The sequence below is a fragment of the Kitasatospora sp. NPDC085464 genome (assembly GCF_044541955.1).
Classification (GTDB): Bacteria; Actinomycetota; Actinomycetes; order Streptomycetales; family Streptomycetaceae; genus Kitasatospora.
The window spans coordinates 1-16,101 of the sequence record NZ_JBITTM010000074.1 but is presented as its reverse complement, the minus strand read 5'-3'; the positions used below and the strand labels follow the sequence as shown (position 1 = coordinate 16,101).

The window sequence follows — 16,101 nt, the reverse complement described above, 5'->3', positions numbered from 1 at the left end:
GTCGCCCGCCCGCACACACCGGGCCGGCCACCGGTGGCCAGCAGCAAAACTACGGGCCGTCCGGCGCGGCCGCGATGGACGTGATCCGGGGATCGTGGTGATTTCCGTCGACCCGGGACCGGAACTCCCCCGGCGTCATCCCGGTCTCCCGGCGGAAGAAGCGGCAGAAGTACGCCGGGTCCGCGAATCCCGCCTCCTTGGCTACCTGACGTATCGTCAGATCCGTGCAGGCGAGCAGCCGTTTGGCCTCCAGGGTCTGCTGGTGACGGATCAGCCCGCCCGGGGTCCGGCCGGTGGCCTGCTTCACCAGGGTCTGCAAGTGCCCCGGGGAGACGCCGAGTTCGTGGGCCGTGGAAACCACCGAGCGCCGCACCCCGCCCGGCTCGGCGATCAACCGGGTGAAGGCGGCGGCCACTTCGGCGGGCCGGCCGGGCACCCTGGGGCGGTCGGCCGGGGCGCAGGCGCGCAGCGCCCGGACGATCAGGATGTGCAGACTGGCCCGCAGCACGCCCTGGTAGCCGGGCGCACCGGTCAGGTACTCGTGCTCCATGTCGGCGAACAGGGCGCCGATCGCGTCGGCGTGCGCGCCGAGCGCGAGGGCGGGGCGGGTGGCCAGGGCCCGCAGGGCGGCGAGGTCCTGCGGGTGGCCGAGCAGGAAGTCCTCGTTGAACAGCAGGACCCGGCCGGTGAGTTCCTCGGTGTCCGCCCAGTAGTGCACCTGGCCGGGGGTGATCACGCACAACTGCGGGGGCGCCAGCGGCCGGTGGACGAGGTCCAGGACGTGGGCGCCGCGCCCGCCGGTGACGTGGACGATCTCGTGGAACGAGTGCCGGTGGGGGAAGCCCGCCCGGGAGAGCGGGCCGATCGTGTCGAAGCTGCCGATGGCGAAGGGGAGCAGCTGGGGCAGCGGGACCTGCAGGCGGTGCAACGGCAGGTCCGGCGTGCTGCGGGGGGTGGGGGTGGTCCGTCGCGCGTCCATCGGAGCAGTGTGCGACCTGTTCCGGGAACAGGTCCAGACCATCCGTCCGGGACCGCCGGACCCGCGGGGACCGCACCCCCGGGGCCGGGCGGGCGCACGGGAAGCCGGGCGGGCCGGGCGCGCCAGGCGGCCGGGGGCCGGGGGCCGGGGGCCGGGGGGCCGGCTACACCGGGGGCCAGGGGATCGCGGGCCAGTCCTCCGACGGCAGCGGATGGCGGCCGGAGCCGCGCAGTTCGGCCACCCGGGCCCGGGTCGCGTCCAGCTCCGCCCCCGTCAGGTGCGGGGCGAGGCGCTCGGCGAGCTCACCGTCCAGCAGCTCGGCCAGCCGGGTCAGCACCTCCAGCGCCTCGACGGGCAGCGGGTCCCCCGCCCAGCCCCAGAGCAGGGTGCGCAGCTTGCCCTCGGTGTTGAAGGTGACGCCGTGGTCGATGCCGTACACCCGGCCGTCGGCGGCCGGGATCAGGTGACCGCCCTTGCGGTCGGCGTTGTTGAGCACCGCGTCCAGCACGGCGAGCCGGCGCAGCCGCCGGTCGTCGTGGTGCACCAGCAGCGCGGTGCGCCCGCCCTCGACCTCGGCCCGGACGATCGGCAGCCAGCCCTCCTCCGGGCCGCGCGGATCCTGCAGCGCGAGCAGCGGCTCGGCCCCGGGATCCGGCTCGACCCACAGCTGCACCATGCCGGGCCCGTGCGGGCCGTCGCGCAGCACCGTGGGCGGGATCAGCGCCCAGCCGGTCGCGGCGGACAGCTCGTACGCGGCGACCTCGCGGCCGGCCAGCGTGCCGTCCGGGAAGTCCCAGAGCGGGCGCTCGCCGGCCACCGGCTTGTAGACGGCCTGCGCGCTCAGCGAGCCGTGCGCGACCGTGCAGTACAGCGCGGCGTTGGAGGCCTCGGTGAGCCGGCCGTGCACGGTCAGCTCGCCCTGGCGCAGCAGCGCGAGGGCGGTGGGCACGTCGGCGGCCAGCGCGGCGGCGGCCGCCGGGTCCGCCTGCGGCGGGGTGTCGGTGTTCAGCGCCGGTAGCCGTTCGCGCGCGGGCACAGGTGGCCCTCCGGGTCGAGCGGCAGGTTGCAGAACGGGCAGGGCTTGCGGCCGGCCGCGACCAGGTCCAGCGCGCGCTTGGCGAACACCCGGGCCATCGCGCCGGTCAGCCGCACCCGCAGCATGTCCGGGCCGGTGTCGTCGTCGGTGAACACCGCGGCCGCGGCATCCTCCTCCTCCTCTTCCTCCTCCACCAGCGCCTGCGCCTCGACCACCAGGCAGCTGTCCACGCTGTCCCAGGCCAGGGCCATCGTGCCGACCCGGAACTCCTGCTCCAGCGGCAGGTCGAGCGGGGCGGTGTCGAGCAGGTCCTTCGGGGCGGCGGCCGGGATGGAGGCGTCGCCGCCGCTGCGCCGCAGTGCCTCGTCCAGGACCTCCTCGATGCGCTCGGCGAGCGCCGCGACCTGGGTCTTCTCCAGCAGCACGCTGGTGATCCGGCCCCGGGCGCTGGCCTGCAGGTAGAACGCCCTGGCGCCGGGCTGGCCGACGGTGCCGGCCACGAACCGTTCGGGCTGGTCGTAGAAGAAGACCTGACGGGTCACGCTCTCGCTCCGGATCGTGTCGGTCGGCGCGGATCCGCCGTGGGGGATCGCGGGTGTTCGGACTCGTATGTCACCCTACGACCTTCGGGCTCCGGCCGGGGAGCCGAGCCGACGGCCGCGGGCGGTGTGGCACGCGCGGGCCCGGCCGGTGCCGCCCGGACGGGTGCCGCGGGCTTGCGCCGTGGACCGGCGCACCCGTACCGCCGCGGGCGGCGGGACTCAGGCGGTGCCGCCGACCACCGCGTCGCCGGCCGGGGCGGCCGGTGCCGGGCCGGTCTTCGGCGCCAGCGAGGCGAGGTCGCCGGTGTCACCCATCCTCAGCACGAAGGGGCGCTGCGGGGTGTAGCGGATCGCGGTGACCGAGCAGGGCTCGACGCTGATCCGCTGGAAGTGGTCCAGGTGCAGGCCGAGCGCGTCGGCCACCACCGCCTTGATCACGTCACCGTGCGAACAGGCGATCCAGACCGCGTCCTCGCCGTGCTCGGCGGCGATCTTCCCGTTCCACTCCCGGACCGCGCTCACCGTGCGGTGGCTCAGCTCGCGCAGCGACTCCCCGCCGGGGAAGGCCGCGGCGGCGGCGTGGTCCTGGACGGTGCGCCAGAGGGGCTCCTTGGCCAGCTCTGCCAGCGGACGGCCGGTCCACTCCCCGTAGTGGCACTCGCCCAGCCGCTCGTCCGTGGCCGGCGCGCCCACCTCGGGCCGGGCGGCCAGCAGCGGCTCCAGGGTCTGCCGACAGCGCTCCAGCGGGCTGCTGACGGCCTGGGCCAGCGGGATGCCGGCCAGGCGGTCGGCCAGTGCGGCGGCCTGCGCGCGCCCGGTGTCGTCGAGATCCACGCCGGGGGTCCAACCGGCCAGGATCCCGGCGGTGTTCGCGGTGGAGCGGCCGTGACGGACGAGCAGCAGGGTGGGCATGGGGTTCAGCCTACGGCCTCCGGGCCCGGCCGTGGGGGCCGGTTACCGTCCGGTTACCCGCCCGGCCCCGGCTCCGTCGGGCCCGCGCGGTGGCGCCCCGCCCCGGGATCCTTCCCGGACCGGCCCCGGGATCCTGCCCGGTCGCGTGCCGGGCCCCGCCCCGGATCCGCTCCGGTCGCGCCCCGCCTCCTCCCCGCTTCCGTCCTGCTTCCGGCCCGAATCCGGACCGGATCCGTGCCCCACGGCCCCGGTCGGGTGACAATGGCCCGCATGATCGTCCACTGCGCCGCCTACTGCGACGGCCGCCGGATCGAGGCTCCCGACGACCTGGCCGGCGCGCTCGCCGCCGCCCGCGCGGCCGGTCCGGACGGCTTCGTCTGGATAGGCCTCTTCGAACCGACCGCCGAGGAGCTCGACCACGTCGGCAAGGAGTTCGCGCTGCACCCGCTGGCCGTCGAGGACGCCGTCCGGGCCCACCAGCGTCCCAAGGTCGAGGCCTACCAGGGCTCGCTGTTCGTCACCATGAAGACCCTCGGCTACGCCCCCGGCGCACACGTCGTCACGGTCGGCGAGGTGATGGTCTTCCTCGGCCCCGACTTCGTGATGACCGTCCGGCACGGCCGGGACTCCCCGCTCGGCGGCCTGCGGACCCAGCTGGAACAGGACCCCGAGCTGCTGCGCTACGGCCCCAGCTCGGTGCTGCACTCGGTCTGCGACACCATCGTGGACGGCTACGTGGACGTGGCCACCGCCCTGCAGGTCGACCTGGACGAGCTGGAGGCGGACATCTTCTCCCCCGGCCGGGTCGGCCGCGACACCGCCGGGCGGATCTACGGCTACAAGCGCCAGGTGATGTCCGTGCGCCGCGCCACCGGCCCGCTGCTGGAGCCGATGCTGGCGCTGGAGCGCGGCGCCCGCTTCGTCCGCCCGGAGACGGCGCCCTACCTGCGGGACGTCGCCGACCACCTGGCCCGGGTGAACGACCAGGTGGACGGCATGGACCGGCTGCTGTCCGACATCCTCAACGCCAACCTGGCGCAGGTCAGCGTGCAGCAGAACAACGACATGCGGAAGATCTCCGCCTGGGCGGCGCTGGCCGCCGTGCCGACGATGATCGCGGGCATCTACGGGATGAACTTCGACGACATGCCGGAGCTGCACCAGGTCTGGGGCTACCCGGCGGTGCTGGTGCTGATGGCCGTGGTCTGCCTGGTGCTGCACCGGGTGTTCAAGCGGCACGACTGGCTGTAGCGCCGCCTGCTCCCCCGGTGCCGCAGGTCCGCGAACGGGTACGGCCGGGCCCGCACCCCGGCGCCTCAGGCCAGTCCGGCGCGCTCCAGGGCCTCGACGCCGGTGCGCAGCGCCCGGATCCGCTCGTCCAGGGTGAACCCGGCGGGGGCCAGGGTGAGCGTGGTGACGCCCGCGTCGGCGTAGGCCTGCATCCGGTCGGCGATCCGGGCGGTGTCGCCGATCAGCGAGGTGGCGTCCACCAGGTCGTGCGGGACGGCGGCCGCGGCGCCCGCGTAGTCCTTGGCCAGGTACTTCTCCTGGATCTCGTCGGCGGCCTGCTCGTACCCCATCCGCCGGGTCAGCTGGTTGTAGAAGTTCTTCTCCTTGCTGCCCATGCCGCCGATGTAGAGCGCGGCGTACGAGCGCAGGGCGTCGACCCCGGCCTTGACGTCCTCGCCGACCGCGAGGTTGACGGTCGGGCAGAGGTCGAAGCCGTCCAGCGTCTTCCCGGCCTTGGCGCGGCCGGCCGTCAGCGGGTCGAGGGACATCGCGGCGTGCTCGGGCGAGAAGAAGATGCCGAGCCAGCCGTCGGCGATCTCGCCGGTCAGCTCCAGGTTCTTCGGGCCGATCGCGGCGATGTACAGCGGGACGTGCTCGCGCACCGGGTGCACGGTGAGCTTGATCGGCTTGCCCGGGCCGCCGGGCAGCGGCAGGGTCCAGTGCGCGCCCTCGTGGACCAGGCGCTCGCGGGACATCGCCTTGCGGATGATCTCCACGTACTCGCGGGTGCGGGCCAGCGGCTTGTCGAACTTCACGCCGTACCAGCCCTCGGACACCTGCGGGCCGGAGACGCCGAGGCCGAGGCGGAACCGGCCGCCGGAGAGGGTGTCCAGGGTCGCGGCGGTCATCGCCGTCATGGCCGGCGTGCGGGCCGGGATCTGGAAGATGGCCGAGCCGACGTCGATCCGCTCCGTCTTCGCGGCGACGTAGCTGAGCACGGTGGCGGCGTCCGAGCCGTACGCCTCCGCCGCCCAGCAGACCGCGTAGCCGAGCCGGTCCGCCTCCTGGGCGACGGCGATGTTGTCGGCGTCCATGCCGAGTCCCCAGTAGCCGAGGTTGATCCCGAGTCGCATCTGCCGCACCTTCCAGTGGGTTGGGGTCGGGCCGAGGGTAACCGCGCCCGCGCCGGACATGCTACTGACGAGTAGTGGTGGCCCGGGTCACACTTCCCCGGCCACCGCCGGCGGTGATCGTTCTGCGGGTCTTCGCACCTGTCCGCGCACCGGCCGCTACGCTCAGCCGACGTGGGGAGCGCACTCCCCACCTGCGCGTTTTCAGGGCTGCCGGAACGCCCGGGGCCACCGGCCAGTGGAGGGCCCGTCCGATGGAACAGCGTCACCTCGGCCGCACCGGCCTGCAGGTCTCCCGACTCGGCCTCGGCACCATGACCTGGGGCCGCGACACCGACGAGCACGAGGCCGCCGAGCAGCTCAAGGAGTTCGTCGAGGCCGGCGGCAACCTGGTCGACACCGCCGACGTGTACGCCGACGGCGGCGCCGAGTACCTGATCTCCCGGCTCACCGACAACCTGGTCCCGCGCTCCGAACTCGTCATCGCCACCAAGGCCGGCAGCGTCCCCGACTCCGCCCGCCGCTTCGACTGCTCGCGCGGCCACCTGCTCGCCGCCCTGGACGCCTCGCTGCACCGCCTCGGCACCGACTACGTCGACCTCTGGCAGGTGCACTCCTTCGACCCGACGACCCCGGTCGAGGAGACGCTCAGCGCGCTCGACATCGCCGTCTCCTCCGGGCGCGCCCGCTACGTCGGGGTCTGCGACTTCAGCGGCTGGCAGCTCGCCCGGGCCGCCACCTGGCAGCGCGCCCACCACGGACGGGTGCCGCTGGCCGCGGCACAACTGGAGTACTCGCTGCTGCAGCGCGGCATCGAACGGGAGGCGCTGCCCGCCGCGCTGGACGCCGGGACCGGGGTGCTGGCCGGCTCGCCGCTCGGCCGCGGCGTGCTCACCGGCAAGTACCGGCACGGTGTCCCGCAGGACTCCCGCGGCGCCTCGCCGTACCTGGCCGGCTTCGTCCAGCCGTACCTCGGGGACCGCTCGCGGCGGATCGTGGACGCCCTCGCCACCGCTGCCGACGGGCTCGCCAGCAGCCCGCTGGCGGTCGCCCTGGCCTGGGTCCGGGACCGGCCCGGAGTGGCGAGCGCGCTGGTCGGGGCACGGACGGTGGCACAGCTGCAGGCGGCGCTGTCGGTGGAGGAGCTTACGCTTCCGGGTGAGATCCGCGGCGCGCTGGACGACATCTCGTCGCCCGTGCACCGCTACCCGGACCAGGGGTGGACCGAGCTGTGAAGCCCGGGCCGGATCGTCGAGCGGAACGTGCAGTGGAGTGACCTTTGGAGCGGACGACGATGAGTGACACGGGGAACGGCGCTCCGGCGGAGACCACGGCGACTCCGGCCGACAAGGCGGCGGAGCTGGCCGAGCTGGCGGAGCGGATCCGCGCCGTCGAACGGCAGGGGGCCGGGGGCCCGGCTCCGAGGGCTGCCGCACCGGCTCCGGCTTCGGCACCGGCTTCGGCACCGACGCAGGCTCCGGCACCGGCACCGGCTCCGGCACCGCGGAGGGCGGAGCCGGCCGAGCAGGCCCCGCCGGCTGCGGCGGGCGCCCCGACCGGTGCGACCGCCGCAGCCCCCGACGGGCCCCGCGGCGACGCACTCCAGGAGGTCACCGCGGTGCTGACCGCCGGCGGTGCCCCCGCCGAGCTGGCGGCGGCCGCCCTGGCCGAGTTCGGCGAGGACGCCGCCGAGCGGCTGCGCACCAACCCGTGGGCGGTGCTGGACCTGCCCGGGGTCCGCCCCGAGCACGCGGACGGCTTCGCCCGCGGGCTGCTCGGCCCCGACTCCGGGCCGGGCGACGAGCGCCGCGCCCAGGCGCTGGTGCCGTGGCTGCTGGAGCAGGCGGCGCTGCGCGGGCACTCGGCCCTGGACCTGACCGAGGTGGCCGCCGGGCTCGAACGGCTCAGGATGCCGGACCCGGCGGCAGCCATCGGGAGTGCCGTCGAGGACGGTCGGGTGCTGCCCTCGCAGGAGGAGCTGACCGGGGCCGAGGCGCACGCGGCCGGCGGCGAGGACGACGAGCCGCCGACCCGGACGCTGCTCGCGCTGGAGCGGCTGGCCATGGCGGAGGACTCCCTCGCCGAGGGCCTGGTCCAGCTGATGGCGACCTTCGTTCCCGGCGAGGACGTCGACCCGGCGGCCGATGCCGCGGACACCGACCCGGAGGCGGAGCCGGAGTCCGGTGAGGGGGGCGACGCCGGCGAGGCCGAGGACTCCGAGGCCCCGGGCAGCGCCGCACCCCCCGCCGCTCCCGGCCCGGCCGCCTGGGAGGCCGCCGCCGAGGCCGCGCCGTCCTCCTCCGCGAGCGCCCTGATCCGCGCCGTCGCCGACAGCGCCCTGGTGCTGCACACCGGCGGCGAGGCGGCCCGCGCCGAACCGGCCGCGCTGATCGCCGCCGCACGGGGCCTCGGGCTGCGGGCCTGGGCCGCCACCTGGACCGACCAGGGCCGGGACTCCTTCGCCGCGCTCTGCGGGGCCGGAGCCGAGGCCGGCACCGGGGCCGACACCGGCGCCGGGACCGCCGTGGTCACCCTGGCCGACCTGCTCTCCGGCAGCGCCGGCCCCGGCCGCGCCCCGGACGGCATGCTCGCGCTGGACCTGCTGGTCGTCCTGGACGCCCCGCTGCTGGGCGTCGAACTGGCCGCGACCGTCCTGGAGGCGCTCGCCGACGGCACCCGACTGGTCCTCAGCGGGGACCCGAACCAGCTCTGGTCGGCCGGCCCCGGCCGCTTCTTCGCCGACCTGCTGGCCACCAAGGCCTGCCCGGCGGTCGCCTCCCGCACCCCGGACTTCGGCCCGATCGGCGAGCTGGTCTCCGGTGTCGGCATCGGCGAGCTCCAGCAGGTCGACGCGCCGGACAAGGAGGTGGTCCTCCTGACCGCCAAGGACGCCGGCGAGGCCGTCCACCGTGCCGTCCAGCTGCTCACCGACTCCATCCCGCGCGCGCTCGGCATCCCCGCCGAGCAGGTGGTGCTGCTCACGCCCGGCCACGGCGGTGCGGCCGGCACCCGGGTGCTGAACGCCGCCGCCAAGGCGCGGCTCAACCCCGGCCCCGGCCGGTTCCGCGGCTTCGACCCGGGCGACCGGGTGGTCGACTCACCGGCGCCCGGCATCACCCACCCGGCCCGGGTGCTGGACGGCGACGCCACCGGCCTGCACCTGGAGTACGCGGACGGCTCGCGCCGCACCGTCCCGCCCGCCGAGGTCGCCCGGCTGCGGCACGGCTGGGCACTGACGGTCCACCAGGCACTCGGCCGCCGTTGGCCGGGCGTGGTGGTCGTGCTCCCGGAGGACGCCGCTCCGGGGCTCACCCGGCAGTGGGTCTACACCGCCTTCGGCCGGGGCGAGCGGCACCTGTCCGTGGTGCACGCGGCGGGCCCGGCGCTCGCCCAGGCCGTGGCCGAGCGCCCGGCGCAGCCGCGCACCACCCGGCTGCGGGCGGTCCTCGCCGAGAACGCCGCCTCGGCGTACTGAGCCGTAGCCGCGCCGAGCCGCAGCGGCGCTCTGCCGTAGCCGTTGAGCCGCAGCGGCGCCGGGCGTGGCCGCGCCGTGCGGCGGACATGCGACGGGCGGGCCCCAGGTGTGGGGCCCGCCCGTCGTCCTCCCGGACTCCGTCAGTCGTCCGGGTCCTCGTCGTCGTAGACCTCGCTCACGTCGAACCGGCAGATCAGCAGCTGCGGGTCGGCGTGTTCGAAGGGCTCCGGCAGCCACTCCCCCGGCTCGGTCGGCTCGGCCGCCGCGACCCAGAGCGTCGAGTCCGCCTCCTCCAGACCGAACTCCTCGCTGCGCGCGGCGATCTCGTCCGGCTCGTACTCGCCGAACAGCACGCCGATCGCGGCGTTCACCCCGCCCGCGCCGGCGCCGCCCGGGGTCAGCGACTCGTCCAGCCGCTCGGCCTGGGCGCGCAACCGCTTGGGGTCGACGACGTGGTAGTCGCGGCGGATCAACACGCTGATCGCCTCGGGCTGTTCGGGGCCGTGGTACCCGCCGGGACCCTCGTCCCCGGGGATCTCGAAGGGCGTGACCTCGTCGTAGGCCTCGTACAGGAGCTGGTCGTAGGCGATGGCCGCCGTCGCGAGCTGCTCGTAGGCAGCGGACACGGCGGGATCGTCGGAGGTGTTGGGGCTTGACACCGCTTCCAGATGACGGTCGATGGCGGCCTTGACCGCCTCAGCGGCGGCGCGTACCTCGGCAATGGTGGGCTGCGCGGCATCAGACATGGTGCAGACGCTATCTCCCCGCGGTGTCGGTACGCACAGCGGTTGTCACCTACACCCGCGATTTCACCGCAACTTCCCCCCTGATGTCCGATCTGCACTGGTACGTCCCCCTGCGGAACCGGCGCGGGCCCGGCGCAGAGGGCGCGCAGCAGGTCGGGCGGGGCCGTCCGCGTACCGCTTCGCACGCCGGGATCGGGGTATCCCCTCCACGGCAGCAACAGAACTGATGCACTGTCAGTCGACTGTCCGGGCCGCGAACCCTCGGGGCGCCGCTCCCGCGCGGGAGGACGGCCGGAAATACCCGGGCCGACTGTCCGGGGCAGGCCGTAGGCTTGCCCGAAGGTGATCCCCAGGAGGAGCGTTTTGACCCCACGCAAGCCGGTCCGGCAGCCGGAGTACGAGTACCAGTCGCTGCGCATGCCGCGCGGCACCACGCGCAACGCGGCCCGCCAGCTGCTCACCGAGCACGCCGAGTACGGGCACTGGGAGCTCGACCGACTGAGGCTGTTCCCCGACGGCAGCCGGACGGTCCGGCTCAAGCGCAGGATCATCCGCCAGGTCCGGAACTGGTGACGGGCGGGTCGCTCCGCCCCGAGCGATCACCGGCACGAAGCCTTCACGCACCCGCGGCCGCCCGTTCATCCGGCGACCGCGGGTGCGTCGTTCTCCACGGTGGGTGCGCGCCGTCGTCCACGACGACGCGCGGGCCCGCGGCTGCGAGGGGTCAGCGGGCCCCGGCGCGGGCGCGGCGGTAGAGCACGCCGCCGCCGAGCAGCAGCGCCAGGCCGGCCGCGCCGAGCAGTTCGACGCCGCCGGCGCCGGTGGAGGCCAGCTGGCTGTCGACCGGGGCGCTCGGCGTGGTGGCCGGGGCCGTCGTCCGGGAGGCGGCCGGGACGGCCTGGGTGCCCGGGGCGGTGGTGGCCGGCGGGGTGGACGGGCCACCGGTGCGGGGGATGCCCGGGGTGGTCTCGCCACCGGTCTTCGGCGGGGTCGGGTGGCTGATCTCCGGCGGGCAGTCGTCGCTCGGCTTCGGCGCGGGGGCCGGCGCGGGCCGGGCCACGTTGCCGCACTCGTTGCCGAAGGCCGGGTTGGCGACGCCGACCACGTTGACGGAGTTGCCGCAGGCGTTGACCGGGACGTGCACGGGGGCCTGGATGCTGTTGCCGGAGGCGACGCCCGGCGAGCCCGCGGCGACGCCGGAGGCCGAGGCGCCCGAGGCGGTGGTGCCCCGGCTCCCGCCGGCACCGGAGCCCGCGGTGCCGGAGCCCGCAGTGCCGGAGCCGGCGTGGCCGGACTGGCTGCCCTGGGGGGCCGCGTGGCGGCCGCCGCTCGCGTTGGCGCACCGGTTGCCGAACGACGGGTTCAGCGCACCGATGATGTCGACCGTGTTGCCGCAGGCGTTGATCGGCACCTCGACCGGCACCTGCACCGAGTTGCCCGAGGCGACGCCGGGTGATCCGGCCGCACCCCCCTGCGCCTCGGCGCCCGCGTAGGCGTAGCCGGCGGTCGAGGCCAGCACACTGCCGGTGGCCACGGCCGTGAGGATCCCCTTCTTGGCTACATTCCTCATGTTTTCCCCTGACGTTTTCGAGACGAGGTTTTGACCTTGACGTGAACCTTATGAAAGTCGGAATTTTTGCCTATCCGTAAATCACGCAGGGTCTTCGACTGCACAGGAGTTAACGAGGCACGAACGGTGAGGTTGGGCCGAACGCTGCAGCTTCACCCGATCGAGCGATCGTGTCGCCGACCTGTATCACGACCCGGCGGACGCGCGCCGCGCACGCGAACGCCCCCGGTGCGGCGCGTCCGCCGCCCGGGGGCCGGGTCGAGTCCTCTCAACGGGCCTCGGCGGCCCGGAGGTCGACTCAGATGTTGGCGCAGTGGTTGCCGAACGCCGGGTTCAGCACGCCGATCACGCTGACGGTGTTGCCACAGACGTTCACCGGGACGTGAACCGGGATCTGGATCTGGTTGCCGGAGACGACGCCCGGGGAACCGGCGGCCACACCCTCGGCACCCGCGTGTGCGGACGCGACACCGGCGGCGGCGAGCACCAGGCCACCGGTGGCGGCGGCGACGGCGGCGATCTTCTTGTTGACCTTCATCATTCCTCCTGTATGGACAACGCAACCCGTTCGGCGGGCTGCACAGGGATGAACGACGCTGCGGCAAACGGGGTACGGAACAGGATTCCCATTCACCCGCAACGGTGAGGTCTCGCACAAACAATCGGCTTGGGATTCCGGGAGGAATCGTTTCTGTCGATCTCCCCGAACCCGTCCCACAATCATCAGCTCCGACAATGCGGTCGGCCCGCCCCCGGAACCCCGGGAACGGGCCGACCCAGTCGCCTGATCAGCGGGCGACGGCGAACCGGTCAGCAGGCGTCGATGAACCGGTCGAGCACCCGGACGCCGAACTTCAGGCCGTCCACCGGCACCCGCTCGTCCACGCCGTGGAACATCCCGGCGAAGTCCAGCTCCGGCGGCAGCTGCAGCGGCGCGAAGCCGAAGCAGCGGATCCCCAGGTCCTGGAAGGACTTGGCGTCCGTCCCGCCCGACAGGCAGTACGGCACCGCGCGGGCGATCGGGTCCTCCGCGCGCAGCGCGGTCTGCATCGCCTCGACCAGCGCTCCGTCGAAGCCGGTCTCGATCGCCTTGTCGGAGTGCAGGCTCTCGCGCTTCACGCGCGGGCCGAGCACGCTGTCCAGCTCGGCCAGGAACTCCTCCTCGTAGCCGGGCAGGAAGCGGCCGTCCACGTGCGCGGTGGCCTGACCGGGGATCACGTTGACCTTGTACCCGGCGCCGAGCATGGTCGGCTGGGCGGTGTTGCGCAGCGTGGTGCCGATCATCTTGGCGATGCCGCCGAGGACGCGCAGCGTCTCGTCCATGTTCTCCGGGTCCAGCTCGACCCCGAGCGCGTCCGACAGCTCGTCCAGGAAGGCCCGGACGGTCTTGGTGATCCGCAGCGGGAACTGGTGCCGGCCGAGCCGGGCGACCGCCTCGCACAGCTCGGTGATCGCGTTGTCGTCGTTCTCCATCGAGCCGTGGCCGGCCCGGCCCTCGACCGTCAGGCGCATCCAGTGCATGCCCTTCTCGGCCGTCTCCACCAGGTAGAGGCGGACCTGGTCGTTGACCGTGAAGGAGAAGCCGCCGACCTCGCCGATCGCCTCGGTCACGCCCTCGAACAGCCCCGGGTGCTTGTCCACCAGGTAGCGCGCCCCGTACGTGCCGCCGGCCTCCTCGTCGGCGAGGAAGGCCAGCACGATGTCGCGCGGGGGCTTGCGCCCGGTGCGCAGCCGGTCGCGGACGACCGCCAGGGTCATCGCGTCCATGTCCTTCATGTCGACCGCGCCGCGGCCCCAGACGCAGCCGTCGGCGATCTCGCCGCCGAACGGGTCGTACGTCCAGTCCGCGGCGTTGGCCGGCACCACGTCGGTGTGGCCGTGGATCAGCAGGCCCGGGCGGGAACGGTCCTCACCCTCGATCCGCACCACCGTCGAGGCGCGGCCCTTGGCCGACTCGAAGATCTTCGGTTCGAGTCCGAACTCGGCGAGCTGCTCGGCCACGTACTCGGCCGCCTTGCGCTCGCCCGGGCCGGAGCCGTCCCCGTAGTTGCTGGTGTCGATCCGGATCAGATCGCGACAGATCCCGGCGACCTCCGACTCAGCCGTCACCTTCGGCGCCGCCGACTCGCTCCGCTCGCTCACGGTCACTCCTCGTCTCTGGCCCGCACCGACGCACCAGCGCGCCACCCCCAGGACCTGCACCCGGGCCGTACGAGCACGTCCGCCCATCCTCCCCCAGCCCCCCGACCGGATCCACCCCCCGCACGCCCCCGAAACCCCCTGGTCACGCCCCCGCCACACGCCGGCCCTTGCTCCCGTCACCCGCCGCGCGCCCCGGCCGGGAACCGTTTTGGGAGCCCAAGCCGATCTTTGCTACAGTTACATCTGTCAGCGCGACGGACGAGAGATCGGAAGCCGCGAGGACGACACCTAGTCCGGGTGGCGGAATGGCAGACGCGCTAGCTTGAGGTGCTAGTGCCCTTTATCGGGCGTGGGGGTTCAAGTCCCCCCTCGGACACCGACAGGAACCCCAGATTCGTCTGGGGTTCCTTTTGTTTTCCCGGGGCTGCGAGGCCGGCTCCGGAACTCCGGGACTGCAAGGCTCCGGGGCATCAGGGCACCCGGTGGTTCCGGTGCCCCGCGCCCGGAGCCCGCCCGCCTCAGGGCTGCCGGTCGGCGGGCTGGTGGTGCCGGGTGGGCTTCGGGACGGGCGTCCGTGCGGGGATCGTGTGGCCGGTGCGGTCGTCGGTGTGCCAGGACTGCGACTGGAAGGCGAGGAAGATCGCTGTCCAGCGGTTCCGGGCGGGCAGGTGGATCAGGAGGCCGCCGTCCTGCCGGACGCCGTCGTCGGTCCTGAACCGGCCGCTGTTGCCCTGGTTCATGTGGATGTCGTGGACGCCGTTTCCCGGGAGGAAGCCGAACACCTTGTCGGGGACGGTGGGTTCGGGGCCGAAGCGCCGGCCGAAAACGTAGACGGCGGCGGCCGGGCCGGCGATCGCCTGCTGGACGTGGTGGTCGAGCAGGTCCGCGAGGTCGTTGTCCGCCCCCGGGGCGTCGGGCGGCAGGACGCGCATCGCGGCGGGGTCGAACAGGTGCCCGCGGACGAAGTCCAGGCTCGCCGTGTCCGGCCGGGAGGGCAGCGCGTTCCAGCCGCTGCCGACCGGCGGGAGGAGTTCGGTGACGGGGTGCCGGAAGTCCTCGACGACGATGTAGAGCAGGTCCGAGGGGGCCTGCTGGGAGAGGACGTTGACCGCCGCGCGGTAGTCGACGCCCTGACCGTCGCGCAGGTGGATCTGGTAGTGCGGGGTGTCGGCGCCGCCCTCGCGGCGCCGGTCGACGGCGGTGGCGGCGAGCACGCCGTAGTTCCTGATCGGCATTCGGTGGGGTCCTCGGAGTCGGTGGTGCAGGGACCCCTCCGTTATGGCGCATGCGGTGGCGCAACCACCCGTGAATCGACGGAAGTTCACTTCCCGTCCCCCGAAGGGGTTCCGGGCTCACCGAACGTTGACAGCTCGGCGCCCCCGCCCGGTGCCCCAGCCCGCCGGTCGGGCCCGCCGGTCAGACCTGGCGGGTGTCTCCGCCCAGGGCGCTCTCGATGCCCTGGACCATCCGCCACAGCGGCGCCCGCCGGCTGGCGACCAGCACCACGACGTCGTCGGACTCGCCCTCGCCGCCGCTCTCGGACGGGCGGTCGCTCCAGGTGCCGGTGACGAAGGCCATCGCCGCGTCCACCTCGGCCACCCAGTCGCTCTCCCCGCCCGTGCGCAGCCAGGTGCGCAGGGCGTGGTTGTGCGCGGCGACGACGGCCGCGGCGATCACGTCCGCACGCAGCGGGCCGTCCGGGCGGTCGCCGAAGCGGCCGCGCAGGTAGGCCGCGAGGGTGTGCTCGTAGCGCCAGACCACCGACAGCTCGTACGCCCGCAGGCCGGGCACCTTGCGGGTCAGCCGGTAGCGCTGGACGGAGAAGGAGGGCTGCTCGGCGTACATCCGCAGGACCAGGCGGGCGGCGTCGCAGGCGTGCTTGACCGGGTCCTCCTCGCCGTTGCCGGACTCCAGGAACTCCGTCATCTCGGCGAGGCTGCGCTCGTGGTCGGGGAAGACCACGTCCTCCTTCGCCGGGAAGTACCGGAAGAAGGAGCGCCGGCCGACTCCGGCCAGCGAGACGATGTCGTCGATGGTGGTCTGCTCGAAGCCGCGCTCCAGGAAGAGCTCGAAGGCCGCGGCGACCAGCGCCTCGCGCATCGCGGGCTTGGCGGGCCCGTCGTTCATGGGCAGGTCCTGCTCTTCCTTCTCGCTCATTCTCGGCAACCTAACACCGGCGAACCGCCCGGGCGCCGACGGCCGGGGCGCGCTCCGCTCCGGCCGTCGGCGACGCTCGAACCGCCCTACGGGAGGTTGCGGGCCATGACGATGCGCTGGACCTGGTTGGTGCCCTCGTAGATCTGCGTGATCTTCGCGTCCCGCATCATCCGCTCCACCGG

16 protein-coding genes and 1 tRNA gene are annotated in these 16,101 nt (G+C 74.1%); 5 read left to right on the top strand and 12 right to left on the bottom strand.

The genetic code is table 11. The features are described 5' to 3' along the window. Positions 1-49: 49 nt before the first annotated feature. The 4 genes from ACIGG8_RS39615 to ACIGG8_RS39600 all read right to left on the bottom strand — a co-directional run bounded on the left by ACIGG8_RS39615 (position 50) and on the right by ACIGG8_RS39600 (position 3,469). Positions 50-979: an AraC family transcriptional regulator gene (locus tag ACIGG8_RS39615; protein WP_396553431.1), complete on the bottom strand. Its 930-nt coding sequence runs from the start codon at positions 977-979 to the stop codon at positions 50-52. A gap of 163 nt (positions 980-1,142) precedes the next feature. Continuing rightward, a complete protein-coding gene (locus ACIGG8_RS39610) occupies positions 1,143-1,940 on the bottom strand; it encodes an SCO1664 family protein (protein WP_350523882.1) in 798 nt (265 codons plus the stop codon). Positions 1,941-1,984: 44 nt separating this feature from the next. Then, positions 1,985-2,557 (bottom strand): DUF3090 family protein, encoded by a 573-nt coding sequence (locus tag ACIGG8_RS39605; RefSeq protein WP_350523863.1) that lies wholly within the window; start codon positions 2,555-2,557, stop codon positions 1,985-1,987. 219 nt (positions 2,558-2,776) lie between these two features. Next, positions 2,777-3,469: a histidine phosphatase family protein gene (locus ACIGG8_RS39600; protein WP_396553430.1), complete on the bottom strand. Its 693-nt coding sequence runs from the start codon at positions 3,467-3,469 to the stop codon at positions 2,777-2,779. Positions 3,470-3,739: 270 nt separating this feature from the next. On the opposite strand from ACIGG8_RS39600, the gene ACIGG8_RS39595 reads away from it, so the two are divergent. Next, positions 3,740-4,720 carry a magnesium and cobalt transport protein CorA gene (locus ACIGG8_RS39595; protein ID WP_396553429.1) on the top strand — a complete coding sequence of 327 codons (981 nt, stop codon included), beginning with the start codon at positions 3,740-3,742 and terminating at the stop codon, positions 4,718-4,720. 65 nt (positions 4,721-4,785) lie between these two features. Here ACIGG8_RS39595 and ACIGG8_RS39590 read toward each other — a convergent pair whose 3' ends face one another. After that, the gene (locus tag ACIGG8_RS39590) at positions 4,786-5,832 is read right to left on the bottom strand and encodes an LLM class F420-dependent oxidoreductase (protein ID WP_396553428.1); all 1,047 of its coding nucleotides are present in this window, start codon (positions 5,830-5,832) and stop codon (positions 4,786-4,788) included. Between the two features lie 251 nt (positions 5,833-6,083). Here ACIGG8_RS39590 and ACIGG8_RS39585 point away from each other — a divergent pair, with 251 nt between their 5' ends. Next, positions 6,084-7,064, top strand: coding sequence for an aldo/keto reductase (locus ACIGG8_RS39585; RefSeq protein WP_350523867.1), 981 nt, complete (start codon positions 6,084-6,086; stop codon positions 7,062-7,064). Between the two features lie 59 nt (positions 7,065-7,123). Further along, positions 7,124-9,304, top strand: a complete 2,181-nt coding sequence (locus tag ACIGG8_RS39580; RefSeq protein WP_396553427.1) for a helix-hairpin-helix domain-containing protein — start codon at positions 7,124-7,126, stop codon at positions 9,302-9,304. A gap of 140 nt (positions 9,305-9,444) precedes the next feature. Here the strand turns inward: ACIGG8_RS39580 and ACIGG8_RS39575 are convergent, their stop codons facing one another. Continuing rightward, entirely contained in the window at positions 9,445-10,050 is a 606-nt protein-coding gene (locus ACIGG8_RS39575; RefSeq protein ID WP_350523869.1) for a hypothetical protein, read from the bottom strand. A 363-nt stretch (positions 10,051-10,413) separates the two neighbouring features. Here ACIGG8_RS39575 and ACIGG8_RS39570 point away from each other — a divergent pair, with 363 nt between their 5' ends. Then, positions 10,414-10,623, top strand: a complete 210-nt coding sequence (locus ACIGG8_RS39570) for a DUF5703 family protein (protein ID WP_037901221.1) — start codon at positions 10,414-10,416, stop codon at positions 10,621-10,623. Positions 10,624-10,774: 151 nt separating this feature from the next. On the opposite strand, the gene ACIGG8_RS39565 is transcribed toward ACIGG8_RS39570, so the two are convergent. From ACIGG8_RS39565 to ACIGG8_RS39555, 3 genes are all read right to left on the bottom strand, one after another. After that, positions 10,775-11,620, bottom strand: coding sequence for a chaplin (locus ACIGG8_RS39565; protein ID WP_396553426.1), 846 nt, complete (start codon positions 11,618-11,620; stop codon positions 10,775-10,777). A gap of 298 nt (positions 11,621-11,918) precedes the next feature. Continuing rightward, positions 11,919-12,158, bottom strand: a complete 240-nt coding sequence (locus tag ACIGG8_RS39560) for a chaplin (RefSeq protein WP_350523871.1) — start codon at positions 12,156-12,158, stop codon at positions 11,919-11,921. Between the two features lie 272 nt (positions 12,159-12,430). Then, positions 12,431-13,762: a M20/M25/M40 family metallo-hydrolase gene (locus tag ACIGG8_RS39555; RefSeq protein WP_350523872.1), complete on the bottom strand. Its 1,332-nt coding sequence runs from the start codon at positions 13,760-13,762 to the stop codon at positions 12,431-12,433. 291 nt (positions 13,763-14,053) lie between these two features. Here ACIGG8_RS39555 and ACIGG8_RS39550 point away from each other — a divergent pair. Beyond that, positions 14,054-14,138: transfer RNA gene (locus ACIGG8_RS39550), tRNA-Leu, on the top strand. Between the two features lie 142 nt (positions 14,139-14,280). Here ACIGG8_RS39550 and ACIGG8_RS39545 read toward each other — a convergent pair. The 3 genes from ACIGG8_RS39545 to ACIGG8_RS39535 form a co-directional block, all read right to left on the bottom strand. After that, complete coding sequence (locus ACIGG8_RS39545) at positions 14,281-14,997, bottom strand: DUF2278 family protein (RefSeq protein ID WP_396553425.1); 717 nt, start codon at positions 14,995-14,997, stop codon at positions 14,281-14,283. 181 nt (positions 14,998-15,178) lie between these two features. Continuing rightward, positions 15,179-15,919: a TetR family transcriptional regulator gene (locus ACIGG8_RS39540; RefSeq protein ID WP_396553424.1), complete on the bottom strand. Its 741-nt coding sequence runs from the start codon at positions 15,917-15,919 to the stop codon at positions 15,179-15,181. A gap of 86 nt (positions 15,920-16,005) precedes the next feature. Next, a partial coding sequence (locus ACIGG8_RS39535) for an acyl-CoA dehydrogenase family protein (RefSeq protein WP_157849844.1) occupies positions 16,006-16,101 on the bottom strand: 96 nt, incomplete at its 5' end.